Origin of the sequence: Salinibacterium sp. SWN139, assembly GCF_015864625.1 — a bacterium.
GTDB lineage: Bacteria > Actinomycetota > Actinomycetes > Actinomycetales > Microbacteriaceae > Rhodoglobus.
The window spans coordinates 833,053-855,541 of record NZ_JADYWV010000001.1 but is presented as its reverse complement, the minus strand read 5'-3'; the positions used below and the strand labels follow the sequence as shown (position 1 = coordinate 855,541).

The 22,489-nt window shown below is 60.3% G+C and carries 23 protein-coding genes; 4 read left to right on the top strand and 19 right to left on the bottom strand.

The annotated features are described in order from the left end of the window. Positions 1-16 precede the first annotated feature (16 nt). The gene (locus tag I6E74_RS04070) at positions 17-961 is read left to right on the top strand and encodes an ABC transporter ATP-binding protein (RefSeq protein WP_374189214.1); all 945 of its coding nucleotides are present in this window, start codon (positions 17-19) and stop codon (positions 959-961) included. Further along, positions 958-1,695, top strand: a complete 738-nt coding sequence (locus tag I6E74_RS04065; RefSeq protein ID WP_197123180.1) for an ABC transporter ATP-binding protein — start codon at positions 958-960, stop codon at positions 1,693-1,695. The genes I6E74_RS04070 and I6E74_RS04065 overlap by 4 nt, the downstream gene beginning before the upstream one ends. 457 nt (positions 1,696-2,152) lie before the next feature. Here the strand turns inward: I6E74_RS04065 and I6E74_RS04060 are convergent, their stop codons facing one another. The 5 genes from I6E74_RS04060 to groES all read right to left on the bottom strand — a co-directional run bounded on the left by I6E74_RS04060 (position 2,153) and on the right by groES (position 7,707). Beyond that, positions 2,153-3,424 (bottom strand): ABC transporter substrate-binding protein, encoded by a 1,272-nt coding sequence (locus I6E74_RS04060; RefSeq protein WP_197123178.1) that lies wholly within the window; start codon positions 3,422-3,424, stop codon positions 2,153-2,155. Between the two features lie 170 nt (positions 3,425-3,594). After that, positions 3,595-4,854, bottom strand: coding sequence for an ABC transporter substrate-binding protein (locus I6E74_RS04055; protein WP_197123175.1), 1,260 nt, complete (start codon positions 4,852-4,854; stop codon positions 3,595-3,597). 130 nt (positions 4,855-4,984) lie between these two features. Further along, positions 4,985-6,271 (bottom strand): ABC transporter substrate-binding protein, encoded by a 1,287-nt coding sequence (locus I6E74_RS04050; protein WP_197123174.1) that lies wholly within the window; start codon positions 6,269-6,271, stop codon positions 4,985-4,987. Between the two features lie 56 nt (positions 6,272-6,327). Further along, a complete protein-coding gene (rarD, locus tag I6E74_RS04045; RefSeq protein WP_197123172.1) occupies positions 6,328-7,272 on the bottom strand; it encodes an EamA family transporter RarD in 945 nt (314 codons plus the stop codon). A gap of 138 nt (positions 7,273-7,410) precedes the next feature. Then, positions 7,411-7,707, bottom strand: coding sequence for a co-chaperone GroES (gene groES, locus I6E74_RS04040; protein WP_197123170.1), 297 nt, complete (start codon positions 7,705-7,707; stop codon positions 7,411-7,413). A 124-nt stretch (positions 7,708-7,831) separates the two neighbouring features. On the opposite strand from groES, the gene I6E74_RS04035 reads away from it, so the two are divergent. Then, positions 7,832-9,022, top strand: a complete 1,191-nt coding sequence (locus tag I6E74_RS04035; RefSeq protein ID WP_197123168.1) for a class I SAM-dependent methyltransferase — start codon at positions 7,832-7,834, stop codon at positions 9,020-9,022. Positions 9,023-9,075: 53 nt separating this feature from the next. Here I6E74_RS04035 and I6E74_RS14340 read toward each other — a convergent pair whose 3' ends face one another. From I6E74_RS14340 to glmS, 9 genes are all read right to left on the bottom strand, one after another. Next, positions 9,076-10,062 (bottom strand): DUF4190 domain-containing protein, encoded by a 987-nt coding sequence (locus I6E74_RS14340; protein WP_231604464.1) that lies wholly within the window; start codon positions 10,060-10,062, stop codon positions 9,076-9,078. 75 nt (positions 10,063-10,137) lie between these two features. Further along, a complete protein-coding gene (locus I6E74_RS04025) occupies positions 10,138-10,416 on the bottom strand; it encodes a DUF4190 domain-containing protein (RefSeq protein ID WP_197123166.1) in 279 nt (92 codons plus the stop codon). Between the two features lie 99 nt (positions 10,417-10,515). Continuing rightward, a complete protein-coding gene (tsaD, locus tag I6E74_RS04020) occupies positions 10,516-11,637 on the bottom strand; it encodes a tRNA (adenosine(37)-N6)-threonylcarbamoyltransferase complex transferase subunit TsaD (protein ID WP_231601118.1) in 1,122 nt (373 codons plus the stop codon). After that, the gene (gene rimI / locus I6E74_RS04015; RefSeq protein WP_197123164.1) at positions 11,637-12,128 is read right to left on the bottom strand and encodes a ribosomal protein S18-alanine N-acetyltransferase; all 492 of its coding nucleotides are present in this window, start codon (positions 12,126-12,128) and stop codon (positions 11,637-11,639) included. Before rimI ends, tsaD begins: the two co-directional genes overlap by 1 nt. Continuing rightward, positions 12,125-12,745 (bottom strand): tRNA (adenosine(37)-N6)-threonylcarbamoyltransferase complex dimerization subunit type 1 TsaB, encoded by a 621-nt coding sequence (gene tsaB, locus I6E74_RS04010; protein ID WP_197123162.1) that lies wholly within the window; start codon positions 12,743-12,745, stop codon positions 12,125-12,127. The genes rimI and tsaB overlap by 4 nt, the downstream gene beginning before the upstream one ends. Continuing rightward, on the bottom strand, positions 12,729-13,301 hold the full coding sequence (tsaE, locus tag I6E74_RS04005) for a tRNA (adenosine(37)-N6)-threonylcarbamoyltransferase complex ATPase subunit type 1 TsaE (protein ID WP_307784372.1): 573 nt from the start codon (positions 13,299-13,301) through the stop codon (positions 12,729-12,731). Before tsaE ends, tsaB begins: the two co-directional genes overlap by 17 nt. After that, on the bottom strand, positions 13,298-14,398 hold the full coding sequence (gene alr / locus I6E74_RS04000; RefSeq protein WP_197123160.1) for an alanine racemase: 1,101 nt from the start codon (positions 14,396-14,398) through the stop codon (positions 13,298-13,300). The genes tsaE and alr overlap by 4 nt, the downstream gene beginning before the upstream one ends. Next, positions 14,391-14,765, bottom strand: a complete 375-nt coding sequence (locus I6E74_RS03995; RefSeq protein ID WP_197123158.1) for a holo-ACP synthase — start codon at positions 14,763-14,765, stop codon at positions 14,391-14,393. The genes alr and I6E74_RS03995 overlap by 8 nt, the downstream gene beginning before the upstream one ends. Positions 14,766-14,773: 8 nt before the next feature. Then, positions 14,774-16,624: a glutamine--fructose-6-phosphate transaminase (isomerizing) gene (glmS, locus tag I6E74_RS03990; protein WP_197123156.1), complete on the bottom strand. Its 1,851-nt coding sequence runs from the start codon at positions 16,622-16,624 to the stop codon at positions 14,774-14,776. Positions 16,625-16,679: 55 nt separating this feature from the next. On the opposite strand from glmS, the gene coaA reads away from it, so the two are divergent. Next, positions 16,680-17,627: a type I pantothenate kinase gene (gene coaA, locus I6E74_RS03985; protein ID WP_231601775.1), complete on the top strand. Its 948-nt coding sequence runs from the start codon at positions 16,680-16,682 to the stop codon at positions 17,625-17,627. Positions 17,628-17,692: 65 nt separating this feature from the next. Here the strand turns inward: coaA and glmM are convergent, their stop codons facing one another. From glmM to I6E74_RS03960, 5 genes are all read right to left on the bottom strand, one after another. Next, positions 17,693-19,054, bottom strand: coding sequence for a phosphoglucosamine mutase (glmM, locus tag I6E74_RS03980; RefSeq protein WP_197123152.1), 1,362 nt, complete (start codon positions 19,052-19,054; stop codon positions 17,693-17,695). A gap of 26 nt (positions 19,055-19,080) precedes the next feature. Then, positions 19,081-19,569 (bottom strand): 30S ribosomal protein S9, encoded by a 489-nt coding sequence (gene rpsI / locus I6E74_RS03975; RefSeq protein WP_197123150.1) that lies wholly within the window; start codon positions 19,567-19,569, stop codon positions 19,081-19,083. A gap of 41 nt (positions 19,570-19,610) precedes the next feature. Next, the gene (gene rplM / locus I6E74_RS03970) at positions 19,611-20,057 is read right to left on the bottom strand and encodes a 50S ribosomal protein L13 (RefSeq protein WP_010203785.1); all 447 of its coding nucleotides are present in this window, start codon (positions 20,055-20,057) and stop codon (positions 19,611-19,613) included. 172 nt (positions 20,058-20,229) lie between these two features. Beyond that, positions 20,230-21,006 carry a class II aldolase/adducin family protein gene (locus I6E74_RS03965; protein ID WP_197123148.1) on the bottom strand — a complete coding sequence of 259 codons (777 nt, stop codon included), beginning with the start codon at positions 21,004-21,006 and terminating at the stop codon, positions 20,230-20,232. A 61-nt stretch (positions 21,007-21,067) separates the two neighbouring features. Beyond that, a complete protein-coding gene (locus I6E74_RS03960; protein WP_197123146.1) occupies positions 21,068-22,483 on the bottom strand; it encodes a rhamnulokinase family protein in 1,416 nt (471 codons plus the stop codon). Positions 22,484-22,489 lie beyond the last annotated feature (6 nt).

The window sequence follows — 22,489 nt, the reverse complement described above, 5'->3', positions numbered from 1 at the left end:
CGCATCGGCTGCGCCGGTGCAGCGAGCAAAGACAACCGGACTCCACAAGGGCGACATCGTTCCTGGTGTTGCCAAGGTTGACCCGATCATCATCGCTGACGGAATTCGTCGAACATTCGGTGGCCTCACTGCGGTGAACGTCGACCACGTCGAGATCCCCCGCAATGCGATTACCGCATTGATTGGCCCGAACGGTGCCGGTAAGACGACGCTGTTCAACCTTCTGACCGGCTTCGACAAGCCTGATGAAGGCAAGTGGACTTTCGATGGGCACCCGCTCGCCGGAATGGGCGCGCACAAAGTGGCCGGCCTCGGCCAGGTGCGCACGTTCCAGCTGACGAAGGCCCTCGGGCTCTTGACGGTTCTTGAGAACATGAAACTCGGTGCCAAGGATCAGATCGGGGAGAACATTTTCCGCGCCATGATCCCCAGCCTCTGGCGCAAGCAAGAAGCCGAGATCGAAGAGCGCGCAATCGTTCTGCTCAAGAAATTCAAGCTCGACACCAAGTCGTCTGACTTCGCCGCCAGCCTTTCCGGTGGACAGCGCAAGCTGCTCGAGATGGCTCGCGCCCTCATGAGCCAGCCGACGCTGGTGATGCTGGATGAGCCCATGGCCGGTGTCAACCCCGCGTTGACTCAGTCGCTGCTCGACCACATCCTCGACCTGAAGGAAGAGGGCATGACCGTGCTCTTCGTGGAGCACGACATGCACATGGTGCGTCACATCGCCGACTGGGTAATCGTGATGGCTGAAGGTCAGGTCGTTGCTGAAGGTCCCCCGGATGAGGTCATGAAGAACCAAGCCGTCATCGATGCGTACCTCGGTTCGCATCAAGATGTCGACCTGGGAATCGTTACGGGCCGCATCGAAGGCGAACTCAACACTGAAGCGATCGAACTTGCCGCGGAGGTCAAACACCTCGACGAAAACATCGCTAACCGCAAGGAGACCGGCAAGTGAACGCAATCCCTACCGAGAATGCGGTTGTCCACGTCAAGGGCCTGACCGCAGGGTACCTGCCCGGCGTCGACATCCTCAACGACTGCAATTTGGTCGCTAACCCGGGTGAACTGATCGGAATTATTGGTCCGAATGGTGCCGGCAAGTCGACCCTACTCAAGGCCATTTTCGGTCAGGTGCAGGTGCGCGGCGGATCGATTAGCCTCAACGGCGATGACATCACCGGCCTCAAAGCTAACAAGCTTGTCGCCCGCGGAGTCGGTTTTGTTCCGCAAAACAACAACGTGTTCCCGAGCCTGACGATCGAAGAGAACCTTCAGATGGGGCTGTACCAAAACCCCAAGATCTACGATGAGCGTCTCGAATTTGTGACTGGCATTTTCGCCGAGTTGAAGTCGCGCCTCAAGCAGCGCGCGGGTTCACTCTCGGGTGGAGAACGCCAAATGGTCGCCATGTCTCGCGCACTCATGATGGATCCGCACGTTCTCCTTCTCGACGAGCCGTCTGCTGGACTCTCACCGGTGAAGCAGGATGAGGCGTTCATCCGCGTATCGGAGATCAACAAGGCCGGCGTGACCACGATCATGGTGGAGCAGAATGCACGTCGTTGCCTGCAAATCTGTGACCGCGGCTACGTTCTCGACCAGGGTCACGATGCGTACGAAGGCACCGGGCGCGAGCTCCTGAATGACCCCAAGGTCATCGGGCTCTACCTTGGAACCCTCGGCACCTAGCCAATACGCTTCTCACAAGGCCCCATCCGGATTCGTTCGGGTGGGGCCTTTTTGGTGCTCCGGGAGCGGCCGTGGGGCTCAATCGGGGCCATGCAGCGGCGTCCTGCTCCCCCACCACAGCGCCCGCAGCGCTCAGAGACGTCCTGAGCGGTCGTTTCGTACCGAACCATCCACGAATACGCCGGGACGAAGTAAGGCGCTTACAGGGCGACCTGATGCAGTTTCACGTTTGACTCGAGTGCAGTGATGGCCGTGAAACGCTTTCAGCACCGCCCCACGGCTCAACGACGCATCCGTGGGGCAACGCTGCACCCGACTTCGTGAACACGCCTCAGAAGGGCACACCCGGTCCACAGGGAAAACCCATTACGCGCCACCGCAGTCCCCCGCACGCAAAAAGGCCCCAACCCGTGAGGGTTGAGGCCTTCTCTTAGCGAAAGCTAAGTCTCAGTGAGACTTAGTAAGCGCTGTAGGTGTTGTCTTCACCGTACTGGTAGATACCAACCTGAGCTTCGGTGGGGTCACCGAGCTCATCGAAGGTGATCGGACCAGAGATGCCGTCGTAGTCAGCTACGCCGCCACCGTTGATGATTTCTGCACAGTCAGCGAAAGTGGTGCACTTCTCGCCGTTGCCCGAACCACCCGATACTTCCTGAAGCTTCTCAGCGATTGCTGCGGAGTCGGTGGAACCGGCTGCGAGCGATGCGAGAGCAAGAAGGATTACCGAGTCGTAGGACTCTGCTGCATAGCTGAACTCTTCGAGCTCAGGCTGTCCGGATTCGACCCAGAAGTCGTTGACGGCCGACGTGAAGTCAGCAATCGTGTCGACGCTCAGGCCGGGAAGAGTTCCCTTGGCGCCCTCGAGGGTTCCAGCAGCAAACTCGTCACCGAAGTTGGCGAGGTTACCGTCTACGAAGTAGAGGTTCTCGGCCGGGAAGCTGCTGACGATGCTCGGAAGCATGGTCGAAACTTCTTCGAACGTGATCAGTGCGATGGCGTCAGGGTCAGAAGCAAGAACTTCAGAGATCTGAGCATCGAACGTGGTGTCACCGGTGTTGTAGGTGGGCTGTGAAACTACCTCGCCACCGGCGGCTTCGAATGCTTCCTGCGTGTAGCCGGCAAGACCGGTTCCGTAGGAGTCATTGAGAACGATCATGCCAAGGGTCTCGTGACCATCGGCAGCGATCAGGTTACCGAGAACCTCACCCTGAAGTACGTCGGAAGGAGCGGTACGGAAGTACAAGCCCTTGTCGTCGTACGTCGAGAATGCGGCCGAGGTGTTTGCCGGCGAGAACTGGATTACTCCAGCGCCAACAACCTGGTCAATGAACTGAAGTGAAACACCCGAGGATGCTGCACCAAGAATTGCGGAAACGTCTTCACCGAGCAGGCGAGGGATTTCAGTCTCGTATGCCTTGTTGTCGGTGTCACCGGAGTCGCCCTGAATAAGGTCGATCTGGATGCCAGCATCGGCTTCGTTGACCTGCGACGCTGCATACTCGGTTCCCGCGATCTCGGGCGGGCCGAGGAATGCGAGGTTACCGGTTACGGGCAGTGCCGTTCCAAGCTTGAGGGACAGTTCGCCACCCTCGGATCCAGTGGAGGTTTCTCCACCGTCAGTTGCACAGCCGGCCAAAACCAGTGCGCTTGCACCGACGATTGCGAGACCGCTCAACAGGGTCCGCTTGGACCGTGATGGGGAGGCCGTAGCCTTCGCGAATACGCTCATGTTGCTCCTTGCGTTTCGAATGTGTTCAGGAATCAAATGTGGCACTACCGTGTCACCACACTGTCAAGCTATGCCCACCCGGCACATCCGCACAATACGTCTGTACTACAGCCTTGTAACGCTCTTGGGAATCGTTACCATTCGTAGACTTTGGGAAACACGGGTGTTTCTTACTTAATCCGGGTGTACACGTTGTCGCTACCGTACTGGTAAATCCCAATGATGGCGCCCTGTGGATCACCATTGTCATTGAGGGTTATCGGGCCTGAAACACCGTCGTAATCTACGGTGCGACCATCGAGCACAATCTTCGCCGCATCCGCAAACGTTGTCGCGACTTCACCGTCACCGCTGCCGCCGGAGACTTCTTGCAGTTTGCTCGAGATCGCTTCGCCCGAAATCTTTTGCGAGGCCAACGCGGCCAGGCTCGCAAGAATCACGGCGTCGTAACTCTCGGCGGCATAGCTAAAGTCTTTGAGGCTGGGGTTGATCTCCAACAGTCGATCCGTGAAGCCCGAAATCGTCGAGATATCAAGACCGGGATGCGTCACGATCGAGCCCGTGAGGCTGCCATTCGCAAATCCCGAGTCACGCTCGCCAAGCGACAATCCGGTGAAGAAGAGTTGGTCGCCTGAGTAACCGGCAGCGATGAACGCCTTAGCAATCTTCTCGGCCCGCTTCGAGCCCACGATCGCCACGGCATCCGGCTCTGCAGCGATTGCTCGCTCGATCTTCTCATCGAGATCAGTCGCGCTTTCATCGATCATCTCTTGAGAAAGCAATTCGCCTCCACCGCGCAAGAACGCTTCGCTGAGAGCACGCGGAAGAAGCGGTTCACACAGCGTGTCTTCGGAGAGGATCGCGATTGATCCCTCACCAATACGCTCTGCCATCTCGTTGCCCAGTGCGGTGCCTTCGAGCGCACAAGACGGCGAGGTGCGCCAGTACAGGTTGTTGTCACCGTAGTTAGAGAAGTCAGGAGAATCGTTCGCCGGCGAGATCTCGACAACGCCCGCTTCGGTGATCGTGTCGATCACTTTCTTGGAAATACCGTTGGAGAGTCCGCCGATAATCACCGTTGCACGAGCAGCGAGCAACTCCGTGACGGCATCCTCGGCGGTCGTTCCCGTGGAGTCGCCGGAATCGGCCGACTCCACGTTCACCGTGAGCTTGGCATTGGCGTCATTCACATCTTGAGCAGCCAATGCGATCGCAGCAGACACTGCCGGACCGAACTTGTCGAGCGCTCCGGACTCGGGCACCAAGGCTCCGACGGTGAGAGTCAAATCTTTGGGGGTAAGGGTCTCCTCAACGGGCTCCTCAACCGAGCATGCGCTCAGCATGAGGGCCGCAACGAGCACGCCTGCAACTGCCGTGAACCCGCGTCGGGCTCGCAGCGACACGCGTGATCCATAGGGCATGGATGTCATCACAGTCGCTCCTATCTACCACCCACAACAGAGAGCGGCATTGTTACGGTACTGGCCAATGCTGAAAAGGAGAACTCAGCGCGGGCCATTTAGGGTCAGAATCTCGCCCCCAATCCGGGCGGCACTCGAACTAGCCGACGATTGAGCCACTCTTAAAGACGAACTTATTTTCACCGTCGTAGGTGTAATAACCCCAGAATGCGGGCTCTACGTTGCCACCGGGAGTGAAGTTCACAGGGCCAGAAACACCGTCGTAGTCGATGTCGTTCGTGGTCTTGAGCACTTCGAGGCATTCCTCAAAACTCAGACACTTCACACCGCTTTTCGAGACATCGTAAAGCGAACCGGCGATGGCCTCACCTGCATCGTCCCCCGCCACGATTGCAGCGAGCGCCGCCAGCATCGTGGCGTCGTAGGCTTCTGCCCCGTAGCGGTAAGTCGTCAGCTTCGAGTTGGTGTCCTTAAGAGTGGCGATAAAAGTCTTTGACGGCTGCGCTCCCTCAATAACTCCCCGAACACCCTTGAGCGTGCCGTTTTTGAACGCTTGCGAATAGTCGCCCGTGTTCAGCGAGGTGAGCCAGAGCTCCGATCCCTTATATCCGGCCGCGACGATCTTCTCGATGGCGGCCTTCGTTGCCTTCTCAGCTTCATAGGTCGACCCGATCACCACGATGTCGGGTTCTGCCTTCTTCACGCTGGCGGTGATCGTGTCGAACTTCGTAGTTGAACTCGTGAAGACCTCATCCGCGACGAGTTCGGTGTCATACTCGGCGAGCGCTTCGACGAACGTGTCGTGCAGCGCTACGCCCTCCTCATCGTCGACATAGACAAAAGCGATTCTCTGCGTTGTGTCGCCACCAGCCAAAGTTTCAGCGAGCGCATAGCCCTGCTGGTCGTAGGCCGGGATGGTGCGGAAGAAGTAGCCGTCATCAAAAACGTCGTCGAGACTCGACAGCGTTGCGGCGGGCGAGATGAGCGGGATCTTCGCGTCTATGGCCAACGGGATTGCTCGCTGCGCCAGCACCGACGATGACGGGCCGATCACAACATCGACATCCTTAGAGACCAAGGTCTTGAAGTTCGACTCAAGCTTCGTGTTCTTAGCCTCGCCCGAATCGACCGCGACGATCTCGACCGGCTCACCGTTCACTCCGCCAGCAGCATTAATTTCCTTGACCGCGGCGGCTACACCAGCTTTCTGCGCTGCAGCCAGAAACGAAAACGTGCCACTCGTCGGAAAAATCGTGCCGATACGAAGAACACCATCACCGCTCGGCGTGGCTACGGAAGTGGGAACGACCGTGGGCGTCGACGCCACAATCGGAGCGGGGGTCGGCGTAGGAGTACTGCACGCAGCGAGAGCCACCGCGATCGTTACCGCCACAGCCACACGTCGAGTCGCTCGAAACCTCGTCATTGCCTAACCTCTCTCCGCGCGCTGACCTCGGGCGATCAGGCACCTTCAACGGAATACTACGGTGCGCCCGGTGCTTCAGCCGCCGAACCAAGCCGCGTGCGCGAAGAGTGGCGGAAGAGATCGTAGGTCAAAATAGCGAGCGCAATCCAGACGATCGCGAAGCCCAACCAACGCTCCGGCGGCATCGCCTCGTGGAACACAAAGACCCCAACAATGAGTTGAAGGATTGGTGCCAAGTACTGGGCCAAGCCCATATAGGTGAGCGGCAATCGCCGCGCTGCAGCAGCAAACAGAATCAACGGGATCGCGGTGATGGCACCCAAAAAGAGCGTCAAAGTGAGGTGTCCCGGTCCCGCCGTGCCCGCTGCGAGCTGCCCGTTGGCCGCAAGCACGAGCAGAATAACAATCGCAACCGGCGTCAAAAATGCTGTCTCGACGGCGAGGCCGCCCACGGCATCCGCCTTAGGCCCCACGCTTTTCTTCACGAGACCGTAAAGGCCAAAACTGAACGCGAGGCCCAACGCGATCCACGGAAAGCTGCCGTAGCCGATGGCCAAGACGAGAACGGCGAGCGCACTAATTGCCAGGGCGACCCATTGCAGCGGGCGAAGGCGCTCGCGCAGAACGAGCACCCCGAGGAGCACCGTGACGATCGGGTTCGTGAAATACCCGAGAGCAGCCTCAACGATGTGGCCGTTCAGGCTCGCGTAAACATAAATGAGCCAGTTGACGACAACAAAGGCGCCGCCCAAGCCCAACATCCAGAAGGTGCGACGATCGCGGACGATCGCCATGACCCGTGCGTATCCCCGCGTAACCACCAGAAGCGCCGCGCAAAACACCAGAGACAACACGATTCTCCACGCGACAATCTCGATCGCACCCGACTCTTTGAGCGAGAAAAACACGATCGGCATCGCGCCCCACAAAACGTAGGCAGACACAGCAAAGCCGAGGCCGCTGGGCGAGACGCGATCAGTCGCCGAAGAAGTGGAGGTCACTACTAAATCCTAGGGTCGGATGCTGCCCGCACATGCCACCGGGAACGGCGAAAGCCCAGAGCCGAGGCCCTGGGCTTTCGAGACGCCTCACCGCGAACGGGAGACGAGAAAGTTAGTATCGCGTGAGCGAGAGACTACTTAGCGAACGATGACAGCGAGAACGTCGCGAGCCGAAAGTACGAGAAGGTCTTCTCCGCCGTACTTCACCTCGGTTCCGCCGTACTTGGAGTAGATGACCTTGTCACCAACTGCGATGTCGAGCGGCACGCGGTTTCCGTTGTCGTCGATACGACCGGGACCTACAGCGACTACTTCACCCTCTTGGGGCTTCTCTTTCGCAGTGTCAGGAATGACGAGCCCAGACGCGGTGGTCTGTTCTGCATCGACCTGCTTGATAACAATGCGATCCTCGAGCGGCTTAATGGACACCGACACGTTTGACCTCTTTCTAAAAGTGCTTGGGCTGGCACACTCCGTGCAGGAGTGCCAGATCAACTATACGGCTTGGTTGGCACTCGATCAACGTGAGTGCCAATACGGATGCGGATACGGTTAGAGAATGAATCAGAGCGAATTGCGCGAGCTACTTTCAGCCGAGGGCCTTCGCCTCTTGGACTCGCTGCCGACCTGGCACTCGAGTGACGAAATCGTGCGCACCGTCGCCGAGCTTCGCAAGGCCGGCCACACCCCCGGCTTGGTTGCTGCCGTGCTCAGCCAATCCAAACTTCGCGCGAAAGCCGCCAGCAAGTTTGGCCCGTTTGCCGACCGGATGCTCTTCACCGAGGCCGGCCTCGAACAAGCAACTCGCCTTTCCGTCGCTGCCCAGCACGCCGGCCGGTTCTCGAAGGCCGGAGTGAAGTGGGTAGCCGACCTCGGCTGTGGCATTGGAGCGGATGCTCTCGCCATCGCCGCCCTCGAGATCAACGTCACCGCCGTTGAGCGTGACGAAACCACCGCCGCTATTGCCAGCTTCAACCTCGCGCCGTGGAGCAATGCCCAAGTCGTTCACGGCGATGCCGAAACTACTGACCTCGCTGGCATTGACGGTATCTACCTCGACCCCGCCCGCCGCGACGCCCGGGTGCGTCTCACTAACCCCGCCGACTGGACGCCCTCCCTCGACTTTGCGTTCGGTCTCGCTGAGCGCTATCCAACGGGCATCAAACTCGGCCCCGGAATTGACCGCGACCTCATCCCTGACACCGCCGAAGCCCAGTGGATCTCTGTTGGACGCGAAGTTGTCGAGCTAGGACTGTGGTTCGGGGCTGTCGCCCGCCCCGGCATTCGGCGCGCAGCCCTCGTGATCGGAGACCATGGCACTGCTGAACTCACGGCAGCCGCCGACAGCGAAGACGAACCCGCTGGAGAACTCGGACAGTTTCTCTACGAACCCGATGGCGCCGTCATCCGTGCCCGCCTCATCGGGGATCTTGCACGACAACTGAACGGGCGAATGCTCGACACCTCCATCGCTTACTTCAGTGCGGATGCTGCTGTCGCGAGCCCGTTCGCAAGCTGCTTCGAGATCGTCGAGGACTTCACTCTCGACAAGCGTTCGCTCAAAAAAGAATTGGCGGCGCGAAAGATCGGCACGTTGGAAATCAAAAAGCGCGGGGTCGACATCGACCCCGCGACTTTTAGAACGTCACTCTCGCTCAAGGGCGAAAACAGCGCGACACTGATTCTGACGCGCGTTGCTGGCAAACGCCGCGCACTGCTTGCTCAACGAGTGACACCAACTGCGGCCTAATACTGAAATTCCCGCCTCACTAGTGAGGCGGGAAAATCGGCACGTGTTAAGACTTAGTAGCCGTAGCCATAGCCGTTTCCACCAACGAAGATGAACGGCAGCAAGAAGGCAATCGCAATAAAGATGCCGACGATCAGGCTGAGGCCGATTCCAACGTAACCCGTGATGAGACCGGTGAGCCAGAACGGGCGGGCATACTTCTGCTTCTTCTGGGCAAGGTGGCCGAGAACAACCGCGGCCAGCGCAGGCAAGAATCCCATGAAGATGAAGGAAAACAACAATCCAGCGATTCCGGTGACCATCGAGGCGATGGAAAGCCCCTGAGGGGGGCCAGCCGGAACGGGGGTGAACGAAGCCTGCCCAGGAGTAGTCGTGTCTGCATAGCCGGGAACCGGAGTTCCACTCGGAGCCGCGTAAGGGTCACCAGCCGTAGGCGCCGCAGAAGCGGCTGGTGCTGCGGGAGGAACAGCCGGAGCTACGGGAGCACTCGATGCAGCCGTTGATGCCCCGGCGGGCTTCGGCGCTGGCGGGACGGGCGGCACGCTCGCTGCTGCGCTGCCAGCCGTCACTGCCGCCGCGGATGTGGCAGTAGTGGTGGCAGGCGTTGCAGCAGATGGTGTGGCTGGTGTCGCTGAGTCATTTGCGTTGGCTGCTTTAGCCGCTGCTGTCGTGGCCGCTGTTGTCTTAGCAGCGGCAGCCTTGGTCGCCGCAGCCTTGGTGGTTGCAGCTTTAGCCGTTGTCGACTTTGCTGCGGTTGCTTTTGTCGCCGTTGCTTTCGCCGTTGCTGGCTTGGCAGTCGTGCTCTTAGCAGCGCTGACCTTGGGCGCCGCAGTGACCTTAGGCGCGGCGGTTACCTTGGCCGCGGAAGTCGATTTGGATGCAGCAGTGGACTTAGCAGCGGTCGCCTTAGAGGCAGGCGACTTCTTCGCTGCGGGCTTCTTGGCCGAGGGGGTGGCTTTCGCCAGGGTCTCGTCAGAAGTTGAGGACGCGCCGGGCGTTGAGATCGACGGAATTGAGTCGTCTGAGTTGTTGGTAGCCATGGGCACACTTTAGCAAGACTCTCCCCACAGAAAAGGGCCCGCACTCGCGTGCGGGCCCTTTTCGTGCGTTGCTGCTTAGTACGAAGTTCCTGCGGCGCCGAGGGCGATGACGAAGCCGATGGCGAGGAAGAGGAAGACAACGAAGCCGAGGTATCCGAGGATGAGGCCGATGATGGCGAGAACGTTACCCTGCTCACCGGTCTTCTTGATCTGGCTCAGGCTAATGTGCCCGAGGATGATGCCGACGAGGCTGAGACCGAAGACCGATGTCACGAGGGAGATGATCGAGAGAACATTCCACTTCGCGGGCGCTGCGCCTGCAGGTGCTGCAGCGTAGGGGGTGGGTTCTGACATGGCGAAATGCTCCTTAGTTCATGGGCCAATTGCGGCGCACCTATATTCTCAGCCTGAAAGAACCCTGTCAACGCGAGTAACCCAGATTTTACTTCGCCATCACGCCTGAATCTGCGTTACGGGGAGCGTGGAGTCAGCGCTGAAGCCCAAAGTTGAGGGCTCTTTGCCTGCCATAATTAATTGGGCGCCCAGTGCTGCAATCATCGCCCCATTATCGGTACACAGCGACAACGGAGGAATCCGCAGCTCGATCCCCGCCTCCGCACACCGCGCGGCGGCTAGCTCACGAACGCGGTAATTCGCCACGACACCACCCCCGAGTAACAGGCGCGGCACCTCGCGATCAACGCAGGCCGCGACAGCCTTGGTGAGGAGTACATCAACGACGGCCTCGCGGAAACTTGCTGCGACATCCGCAATCGAAAAGTCGGTGCCTGCGTCCTGCTCGCGCTCAACCCAACGAGCGACCGAGGTTTTGAGACCCGAGAACGAGAAGTCGTAACGGTGACGATCAACATCTTTGGTATGGGTGAGTCCGCGCGGAAAACGGATCGCCTTTGGATTGCCGCCGATAGCAACTCGATCGATCTGGGGTCCACCGGGATAGGGCAATCCGAGCAAGCGCGCGACCTTGTCGAATGCCTCGCCCGCAGCGTCATCAATCGTCTCGCCGAGGAGCTCAACATCAGAAACGAGATCCCGCACCAGCAGCAGAGAGGTGTGACCACCAGATACCAGCAGAGCAATCGTCGGAAGCTCAATCTCAGTTCCATCATCGCGCAAGACATCGGCGCCGACGTGACCAACCAAGTGATTCACCGCATACAAGGGCTTGCCCGTGGCTACCGAAAGCGCCTTGGCAGCCGCAACTCCAACCATGAGAGCGCCTGCAAGCCCCGGGCCGCTCGTGACCGCGATCGCGTCCAGCTCGGACAGTTCAACGCCGGCTTCGGCGAGCGCCTGCTCGAGCGCTGGTTGCATCGCCTCGAGGTGCGCGCGAGCCGCAACTTCGGGAACCACGCCCCCGTAGCGAGCGTGCTCATCCATCGACGACGAGATCACATTGGCCAACAATTGATTGCCGCGCACGATACCGATTCCGGTCTCGTCACAGCTCGTCTCGATGCCAAGCACGAGTGGATTTGTGGTGTTGGCGGGAAGCTGACCCGAGAGAGCAGAGCTTGCTACCGCTGAAGCTGGATTCGGAGCCGGATTCGACATCAGGCACCCACCGCGGGAGAAAGTTTGGGCTCAGGAATAGTGAGTCGCATCACGATGGCATCAACCCCATCCGGTTGGTAATAGTTCGGTCGCACCGCAATGCGCTCGAAGCCGAGCGAGTCATACAGTCGCTGCGCAGAGGGATTATCGTCGCGCACCTCAAGAAAGAGCTCGCTCGCCCCGCGATCGCGCGCTTCCACCATCAGCGCGTGCATCAGCGCACGACCGATTCCCTGACGCCGCGCATCCGGAGAAACAGCAATCGTCTGGATGTCAGCCTGTGGCGACCGGAACGGCGAACGCAATCCCGCATAGGCCGTGACCACCGCGGGCTCCCCCACGGGATGCGCGATCACGTAGTACCCGTGGTTGTCGCGAATCTCCGCACGCATCATGTCACTCGACCAGGCATCGTTCGCGAACTCGCTGGTCTCAATCGCCATGATGGCGTCGAGGTCGTTCTCGGTCGCGCGGCGCAATTGCCAGCTCATGCGGTTACTCGTTTCGGTCCGGCGGAGAGTGTGACGTCTGGCGAACGCAAGTAGAGCGCCTCTTCGCCGGCAAAAGGACGGTGGTGTTCGCGCAGCAGGAATGCGAGCCGTGCCAAGTTCGAGGCGTGCACGGGTTGCGAATCCCTCAGTTGAAAGTGTTCGAAACTCGGGACGCTAGCGGCGAGCTCGGCGGCGGGAGCGAGCGCCGGGCCAGCAACGCGCACGGGCAACCCCGCGGCATCCGATCCCTCGTACGTTGACCAGTACAGTTCCTTGCGACGGGCATCGGTGGCCACGACGATCGGTTCAGTTTCCCCAAGCGCTAGTGCGTCATGCGTCACGACAGGCAGCAACGGAAGGCCAGCGCCAAAGGCAAAAGCTCGAGCCGCCACAATACCAACGCGCAGGCCCGTAAAGGGCCCGGGGCCCATTCCCGCAACGACACCGGTCAGGTCGGTTACAGCGCACTCAGCGTCGGTCAGGCAGCTGCGGATGAAGTCGCCAACGACTTCGGCGTGCTTGCGAGTATCCAAAGAATTGTGTTCCGCTCTCACCACGCCCTGAGCGTCGACGATCGCAACGCTCGTGCCCGCCGAGGTATCAATCGCTAACAGCATTGAGCCACTCCATGTCTGCCCATCTCGGACCACTTCCCGTCACGGTGACGGTGCGCGGCTCGATCGCCTCGTCAGCAAAATCGTCGGCGTGATCGCTGGAGGCGTCGACGCCGTCTGAATCGGGGTCCTCATCTGCCGCCCCGGCGCCCACCGGGCGCACGATGTCGACGGTGAGCCAGCTTTCGCTCACGCCGTCGAGCAAGCCAGCGCCCCATTCGACGACCACAATGGATGACTCAAAGTCGATGTCGAGGTCGTCGAGCTCTACGGCACTACCAAGACGGTATGCGTCGACGTGCACGAGCGGTGGCGCCTCCGCCTGCGAAACTTCTGCTCCCGAATCGTCGAGTCTCGGATGCGTGCGCGCCAGCACAAAAGTGGGGCTCGTGACCGTGCCGCGGATGCCGAGAGTCTCCCCGATCGCGCGCGTCAGCGTGGTCTTTCCGGCACCGAGCTCGCCATTGAGCATCACCAGATCGCCCGCCACAAGTTGCGCGGCGATGACGGCACCCAGCTCGGCCATGCGGTCGGGAGAAGCGATTGTCAGTGTGGTCACGACTCATACCTGCGGGTTACACGGGAACCGATGCGGGTCACGATTTCGTAGTTGATAGTGTCAGCGGCTGCCGCCCAGTCATCCGCCGTCGGCACCGATTGTGCTGGGTCGCCGAAAAGGACTGCCCGATCGCCGACTGCGACGTTCGCGTTGCCCATGTCGACAACAATTTGATCCATCGCGACACGACCCGCAACTCGACCGACGACGCCATTGATGGAAACCGGTCCGCGATTGGAGGCATGACGGGGAACCCCATCGCCGTAGCCGAGCGGCACGAGCGCGAGCGTGGTGTCTTGCTCGCACCGGTAGGAGTAGCCATAGGAAACCCCAGAACCGGCAGTAACGCGCTTCACCGACACGACAGGAGCGCTGAGGGTCATGGCGGGTACGAGACCGAGTGCCGCAGCATCCACATCGGCGGCGGGTGACAGCCCATAACTGCTGATGCCGACACGAACGAGATCAAAACGAGCAGAAGGATGTTTGATCGCGCCCTCTGACGCGGCTAGGTGGCGCAGTTCGGGGCGGAGCCCTACCGACTCGGCCATGGCGACCGCGGCCGAGAACTGCTCAATCTGGTCAGCGTCGTGCTCGGCACCCGCGTTGGCGAGGTGACTCCACAGACCCCGCACGCGAACGCGACCCGCGAGCTCGTGAACAACCGCCGCTTCGAAGAACTGGTGCCACTCTTCGAGGAAGGCGCCATTGCGATGCAAGCCTGTATCGACTTTCAAATGCACGAACGCAGTATCGGATGTCGCGGCCACCTCATGCAGCTGCTCGGTGCTGCTCACGCCGAGGTCGATATTCGCGCGAACCGCTTCGCCAAACGCTGCCCCCGGCTGGTGTAACCACGCCAGCAGCGGAGCGTCGATTCCGGCGCCGCGCACGGCAAAGGCCTCGGTCAGATCAGCAACGCCGAGCCAGTCGGCGCCTCCCGCGAGAGCCGCGCGGGCACTCTCGATAGCACCGTGGCCGTAACCATTGGCTTTGACAACAGCCATCACCTGCACCGGCGCAACGAGCGCCCGCAGGGTCGCAACGTTGTGGGTGATGGCCGCCGTGTTGATAGTGGCGAGTCGAAGATCAGCCATGGTGTGCCTCCGCGATGACATAGGCGATCGCGATTCCGGCGTCGTGACTCATCGACAGGTGCACCGAGGTGATTCCGCGACGTTCGGCAATGGCTTTGGTCGAATTGTGGAGCTCGAGCGAAGGATTGCCGAGCTGGTCAGAAACCACCCGCATGTCGTGCCAAGTGACTCCCGCCGAATCGCCGAGGGCTTTGATGAGTGCTTCTTTCGCCGCAAAACGCCCTGCTAGCGAGCGCAGGGGTCGCGGTTTACCGTCTTTGAGTTGTTCGCTCTCAGAGAACAGGCGCGATGTGAGGGTCGGTGTGCGCTGCAACGCTCGCTCGAAGCGGGCGATATCAACGACATCCACACCGATCCCCACAATCACGGTGAAACCTATTCGACGGTGACAGACTTCGCGAGGTTGCGAGGCTGATCGACGTCGAGTCCCTTCGCAGCAGAAAGCTCCATGCCGAAGATGTGCAACGGAATGACAGCAAGCAGCGGCTCAAAGAACGAGCCAGCCAACGGAATCGGAATAACCTCATCGGCGAACGGCAGCACTGCGGCATCGCCCTTCTCGGCGATCGCAATAACCCGGGCGCCTCGAGCACGGATCTCCTGAATGTTGGAGACAACCTTCTTGTGCAAAGAGTTCGGGTCGCGGGGGCTCGGAACGATCACGAAGACAACCTGACCAGGCTCAATGAGCGCGATCGGGCCGTGCTTCAACTCGCCAGCAGCAAAACCCTCCGCGTGAATATACGCGAGCTCCTTGAGCTTGAGCGCGCCTTCAAGGGCGATCGGGTAGCCAACGTGGCGACCGAGGAAGAGCACTGACTGGGTGTCTGTCATCCAGTGAGCCAGCTGCTTGATCGACTGCGACGTGACCAAAACCTCGGAGATCTTGTCGGGAATCGCCTGCAACTCGGCGACATTCTCGCGAATCTCCTCATCGCTGAGCGTGCCGCGCACGCCCGCAATGTGCAGACCAATCAAGTACAGCGCCGTGGCCTGCGCGACGAAAGCCTTCGTGGATGCCACAGCAACCTCAGGACCAGCGTGCGTGTACACAACAGCGTGCGATTCACGCGGAATCGTTGCGCCGTGCGTGTTGCACACCGAGACAACCTTCGCGCCGGACTCCATCGCGAACTTGACCGCCATGAGCGTGTCCATCGTTTCGCCGGACTGGCTGATCGAGATCACAAGCGTGCGGTCAGTCAAAATTGGGTTGCGGTAGCGGAACTCGTGAGCGAGTTCAACATCGACAGGAACGCGCGCCCACGCCTCGATGGCGTACTTGCCGAGCATTCCCGCGTACGCCGCGGTTCCACACGCAATGATGACGATGCGGTCGATGTTCGCAATCACGTCATCACCGAGAGGCTCGAATTCAGTGAGCTTGACCAGCCCATCCTGAACGCGACCAAGAATGGTGTTAGCTACGGCATCCGGCTCTTCGCTGATTTCCTTCGCCATGAAGCTCGACCAGCCACCCTTTTCGGATGCTGAGGCGTCCCACGCGATGTCAAATTCCTCGACCTCAACCGGGTTGCCGTCGAAGTCGATGACGTCGACAGAGTCGGGACGGATCGTAACGATCTGGTCTTGGCCAATCGCAACCGCGCGACGCGTGAACTCTACGAAAGCCGCAACGTCAGAGCCCAAGAAGTTCTCGCCGTCGCCCAAACCGATGACGAGCGGAGAGTTGCGGCGAGCGCCGACAACAACACGTGGCTGGTCCTGGTGTACGGCGAGGAGAGTAAAAGCGCCCTCAAGACGCGAAACGACGCTCTGCATCGCAGCGGTGAGGTCACCCGTCTTGTCGTACTCGCGCCCGATCAGAAGGGCTGCAACCTCAGTGTCGGTCTCGCTAATGAACGTTTCGCCCTCGAGGAGCAACTCGTTCTTCAACTCAGAGAAGTTCTCGATAATGCCGTTGTGGATCAGCGCGAGCTTAGAGTCGCGGCTCAAGTGCGGGTGAGCATTCACGTCGGTGGGGCCACCGTGGGTTGCCCAACGGGTGTGGCCGATTCCGGTGGCGCCATTGCCCAAAGGGTCGGCTTCAAGATCATCCAAGAGCATCTGCAGCTTGCCTGCACGCTTGCGCGTTCCGAGCACTCCAGCCTCGTCGATAATCGCGACACCGGCGGAGTCGTAACCCCGGTATTCAAGACGCTTGAGACCGCCGAGGAGAACCTCAAGGCTTTTTTCGTTACCAACGTAACCGACGATTCCACACATGGAGACGAGTTTAGTTCCCCAAACTGGGTATCCGTGCGCAGATAGGATGTTCGGGATGCATGAAAATGGCTCCGGACACGGTCACATCTCTCCCTTTCTTGAAATTGATCGGAGCGATTGGGCTGAACTTGCCCCGAAAATGAAAGTTCCCCTGACCCAGGCGGAGCTCATTGAGCTGCGCGGACTCGGCGACGAACTCGACCTCACCGAAGTTGCTGAGGTGTATCTTCCCCTCAGCCGCCTCCTTAATCTGTACGCAGAGAATGCCCAACAGCTGCACTCTGCGACCACCCAGTTTTTGGGAGCATCCACCGGACGCACGCCTTTTGTCATTGGTGTCGCTGGGTCTGTCGCCGTGGGAAAGTCCACGATCGCCCGGCTGCTCCGCGAGCTGCTCTCCCGTTGGGAAGGCACCCCGCGCGTCGAACTTCTCACCACCGACGGCTTTCTGCACCCCAACGCTGAGCTGGAACGCCGCGGCATCCTTGAACGCAAGGGGTTCCCCGAAAGTTACGACCGTCGGGCGCTGCTCCGCTTCGTCAGCAAAATCAAAGCCGGCGAACCCGTTGTGCGCGCACCGTTCTACTCCCACCTGGCCTACGACATCATCCCGGATGCAGCAGTGACCGTGCGCAAACCCGACGTACTCATCGTCGAAGGCCTCAACGTGCTGCAACCACCAAGCCCCGGCAATAGCCTCGCCGTCAGCGACCTCTTCGACTTCACCATCTACGTGGATGCGCGTACGAGCGACATTGCGCACTGGTACGAGGAACGCTTCCTGCGGCTCCAGCGCGGCGCGTTCAGCAATCCGCGATCCTACTTTCACCGCTTTGCCGATCTCAGCGAGAGCGCAGCCCGGGCACGCGCTCAAGAAGTGTGGAAGCGCACCAACGAACCCAACCTCATCCAGAATGTTCGCCCCACCCGACCACGGGCGTCACTCATTCTGCGCAAGGATGCGAACCATGCGGTGTCGAAGGTGCTGCTGCGCAAGACGTAGAGCATTGAGGCCTCGCCGGGCACACGAGGGACTGTCGCGGGCAGCCAATGCGGCGAGAAAACTCGTTAGTTGCCGAGTTCAGAAAGCACAACAGCGGCAAGGCGATCTGCCATCTGCTGAGCGACCTCATGGTGCTCGGCTTCGACCATGACACGAATCATGGGTTCAGTGCCGGATGCCCGCAAGAGCACGCGGCCGGTGTCGCCCAGTTCAGCTTCCACAGCAGCAACCGCGTCAGCGATGGCGGCGTTGGAACCGAGTGCGTGGTGGTCAACCCCGCGAACGTTCACAAGAACCTGCGGGTAGACCGTCATGACAGCAGCGAGTTGCGCCAGTGTTTTGCCGGTGCGAGCCATCTCGGCCACGAGGTGAAGTCCGGTGAGGATGCCGTCGCCCGTGGTCGCAAACTTGGTCATGATGACATGGCCCGATTGTTCTCCGCCGAGGGACAAACCGTGCTCGCCGAGTGCTTCGAGCACGTAGCGGTCACCGACCTTGGTTTCGAGCATCTTGATATTGTGCTCGGCCATGGCACGACGAAGTCCGAGGTTGCTCATCACGGTCGCGACGAGCGTGCGGTCGTTCAGCACCCCACGTTCAGCCATCGAGACAGCCAGGATTGCCATGATCTGGTCGCCATCGACGATGTTGCCCTCTTTGTCCACAGCGAGGCAACGGTCAGCGTCGCCGTCGTGGGCGATGCCGACATCGGCACCGTGCGCGAGGACTGCGGAGGCAAGGTTGTCGAGATGCGTCGATCCAACGCCCTCATTGATGTTGATGCCGTCGGGGTCTGCACCGATCACGGTGACCTTGGCGCCGGCATCCGTGAAAACCTGGGGCGAAACCCCAGCGGCTGCACCGTGAGCACAGTCAAGAACGACGTGGATGCCGTCGAGCTGGTTCGGCAGCGTCGACAAGAGGTGCACGACGTAGCGGTCTTCAGCATCGGCGAAACGACGGATGCGACCAACCTCAATACCGGTGGGAGCGAGGCTCGGTGCGGCGAGGGCTGCTTCGATGCGGTCTTCAACCTCATCGGGAAGTTTGGTGCCGCCCTGACCAAAGAACTTAATTCCGTTGTCGGGGGCGGGATTGTGCGACGCGGAGATCATTACTCCGAGGTCGGCTTTGAAATCGGCAACGAGAAACGCAGCTGCCGGGGTGGGAATTACCCCGGCGTCGAAAACATCGACGCCCGAGCTCGCGAGCCCCGCGGATACTGCGGCGGATATGAATTCGCCGGATACGCGGGGGTCGCGTGCAACAACTGCGACGGGACGGCGGCCAGAAGCGCGCCGGCCATCAGCAACTCGACCCTGACCCAGTACGACTGCTGCCGACTGAGCCAGGCCGAGTGCAAGCTCGACAGTAAGATCACTGTTCGCTAAACCGCGAACACCATCTGTACCAAAAAGACGTGCCATGCGTTGCCGCTAGCAGGGAAAGCGGGTTAGCGCTTCGAGAACTGCGGAGCCTTACGAGCCTTCTTGAGTCCAGCCTTCTTACGCTCCTTGACGCGAGCGTCACGGGTAAGGAAGCCAGCCTTCTTGAGGATTGCACGGTTGTTCTCTTCGTCAATCTGGTTGAGCGAACGAGAGATACCGAGACGCAGTGCGCCGGCCTGACCCGAGGGGCCACCACCGGTGATGCGTGCGATTACGTCGTAACCGCCGAGCAGGTCAAGAACCTTGAACGGGTCGTTGATGAGCTGCTGGTGAAGCTTGTTGGGGAAGTACTCGGCGAGCTCACGGCCGTTGACCGTAATGGTGCCCGAACCGGGAACGAGACGCACGCGGGCGATTGCCTGCTTGCGACGTCCGACGGCTGCGCCGGGAACGGTGAGAACGGGGCGAGGCGCGGTGGGCGCCTCAACTGCTGCCGACTCGGTCGTGTACGACTCGGGTGCACCCTCGGTGATTGAATCTTCGATCTTAGCCACTGTAATAAGTCCTTTTATCTTTGCTTAGTAAAGCGCGGGCGCTACTGAGCGACCTGGGTGAGGGTGTACGGAGTCGGCTGCTGAGCAGCGTGAGGGTGCTCAGTACCCGCGTAAACCTTCAGCTTGGACAGCTGAGCGCGACCGAGTGAATTCTTGGGGAGCATTCCACGGACGGCCTTTTCAACGGCGCGCGTGGGGTGCTTCTCCAGCATCTCGGAGTACGTGGTGGCCGTGAGCCCACCCGGGTAACCGGAGTGGCGGTAAGCCTTCTTCTTCGCGAGCTTGGAGCCGGTGAGGGCAACCTTCTCAGCGTTGATGATGATGACGAAGTCACCCATGTCCATGTGAGGAGCAAAGGTGGCCTTGTGCTTTCCACGAAGCAAGATGGCTGCGTGGCTGGCAAGACGGCCGAGAACGATGTCGGCGGCGTCGATGATGACCCATTCCCGCTTGACGTCTTCGGGCTTGGGCGAATATGTACGCGTCACAATAGTGCTGCTTTCATTGATCGAGTGAGGTGTTCGTGAATCCCGCTCCGATGGTTGTTTCAGAAGAAACAATGCCGGTTGGAGGGCTCATGATCGGATGTCGCACCCTATAGTGCAGACACCAAGGGTCAACACTAGCGGAACTGCGGCCCGGCGGCAAACGCCTCAGCTACTATTTGGTGGTGCCCGTGAGAGCAGCACGGCGCTCACGGAAGTCGGGGCGGTCGAAGTAGTGGGCAGTCACTTCCGCACTCAAACTCGCGATTCCGCCGGCTTGTAACGCACCGAGACGAACCCGGGCGCTCTTGACCGCCATCAGGGAAATCGCCTCAGCCCCCTCCGCCGTATCAGCAATCGCGACGATGCCGTGGTTTCCCAACAGAATCAACGACGGCACTTCACCATACTGTTCGACGTGCTCACCGAGTCGTGACAAAAACAGCTGGCCAAGTTCGATACCGGGCTGAGCATAAGGAATGTAGAGACTACGACCCAGGACCATGAGCTCGTCTGAGTAAACGGCATCGACGAACGAGGTTTCAGCGTGCACGCTCGCGAGCAACGAAACGACCGCGGTCGGGTGGGTGTGAGCCACGTACCGCGCCGGTGCATACGCGCGCACCGCCACGTGAATGAGGGTCTCAATGGATGCCCGCACCCGCTGACCGTCGATCTCACCGGCATCCAGTTCGGCCGTCAATCGGTCTTGGCTGGCATTCGGATCACGCAGCACCTCGAGGAGAGGTTCGATTTCGACGCTGACAAAGTTTGCTGCCGTTGCGTTCTGCATCGAGGAACCCGACGTCTTGACGATAATCGTGCCATCAGCGATCAATTCGCTCGTGTTGCCTTCAGCGAGAATCACGAGGTCGCGCTCGGGTAGGCCGAGGCGGGTGGTGAGTCCGAGGAGATCGGCGCTAACGAGGTCGGGAGCAATTCGTGCGGTCATCTTTTCAGTCCTTATGTTGGGCGAATTCAGGGGTGAGACTAATTCAGGGAGAGTTGCGGGGTCAGCGAGGCGTGTAGCTGACGGGATGATGTGTGCGTCGCACGAGATCGCGAAGCGAGTCGAGACTGCCCGAGATGTGTCCCATCGCGCGCGCTTGAACAAGGACACTTCCGAGCGCTGTCGCCTCGACTGGGCCCGCGAGAACCGGGATTCCCGCGCGGTCAGCGGTGCGCTGACACAGCAAACGGTTGAGGGATCCGCCGCCAACGATGTGGATCGTCTTTACCGGGACGTCGCCGAGCAATCCAGCGCTGAGCACGGCATCCGCGAAAGCTTGAGCGAGAGATTCAATAATGCAGCGTGCCATCTCGGCGCGATTGCCGGGTGCGCGGATGCCGCGCTCCGTGCACCACTCAGTGATTCGTCGAGGCATATTGCCTGGCGCCAAGAATCGAGGATCGTTGACGTCAACTACGGGCATCGCGTCGGAGACGGCGGAGGCTGCCTCAATAAGTTCGGGCAAACTGATCGCTTCGCCGTCGCGTTCCCACTGGCGCACTGCTTCACTCAAAATCCACAACCCCATGACATTGCGCATGAGAAGAATGCGTCCATCGACGCCGACCTCGTTGGTGAATCCACCGGTACGGGTCGCCTCAGTAACAACGGGGCTCTCCAACTCGACACCAGCCAGTCCCCACGTGCCGCACGAAATAAACGCTGCCGTCTCCGGTTGCATCGGAATCGCCGTCACCGCCGACGCCGTATCGTGCGAGCCAACGGCGACCACTTCGATGGGTGACTCTGCGCGCACTTGGGCGACGACATCCGCGTCCAGCTCGCCAACGCGAGTACCCGGGATCACGAGCTCGGGCAACAGTTCGCGCCGCACTCCGGCGACGTCGAGCAGGCTGTCGCTCCACTGCCGAGTGTGCACATCGAGCAGTCCGGTCGTTGAGGCCATCGTGGTCTCGGCGATGCTGATCCCACTCAGCCAGTAGGTAAAGAGGTCGGGCATGAGGAGAACGGTGTCAGCTAGCTCGAGCCGATTTTCTGCCGCGTCGGCTGAAAGCTGGTAGATCGTGTTGATCGGCATGAACTGGATGCCGGTTGCCGCATATTGCTCAGCCTGCGGGCTCAGCGATTGCACGCGCTCGACCGCGGCGTCGGTTCGTTCATCGCGATAGTGCCGTGGATTGCCGAGAAGCTGTCCGTCGCGCAGCAGCCCGTAATCGACTCCCCACGTGTCGGTCGCGACAGACGACACCGTTGGCACTTCGCGGATCGCCGAAGTGAGCCCGTCGAGCGCGCCCTGCCACAGGGAGAGAACGTCCCAATGCAGGCAGCCGCGCACGCTCACCGCACGGTTAGTGAATCGCGCGTGCGTTGCCGTGCGCAACTGGTCAGGGCCGACCTCGCCCAGAATTACACGGCCGCTAGTCGCGCCAAAGTCGAGCGCAACAACGTGGCCCACCATTTAGTC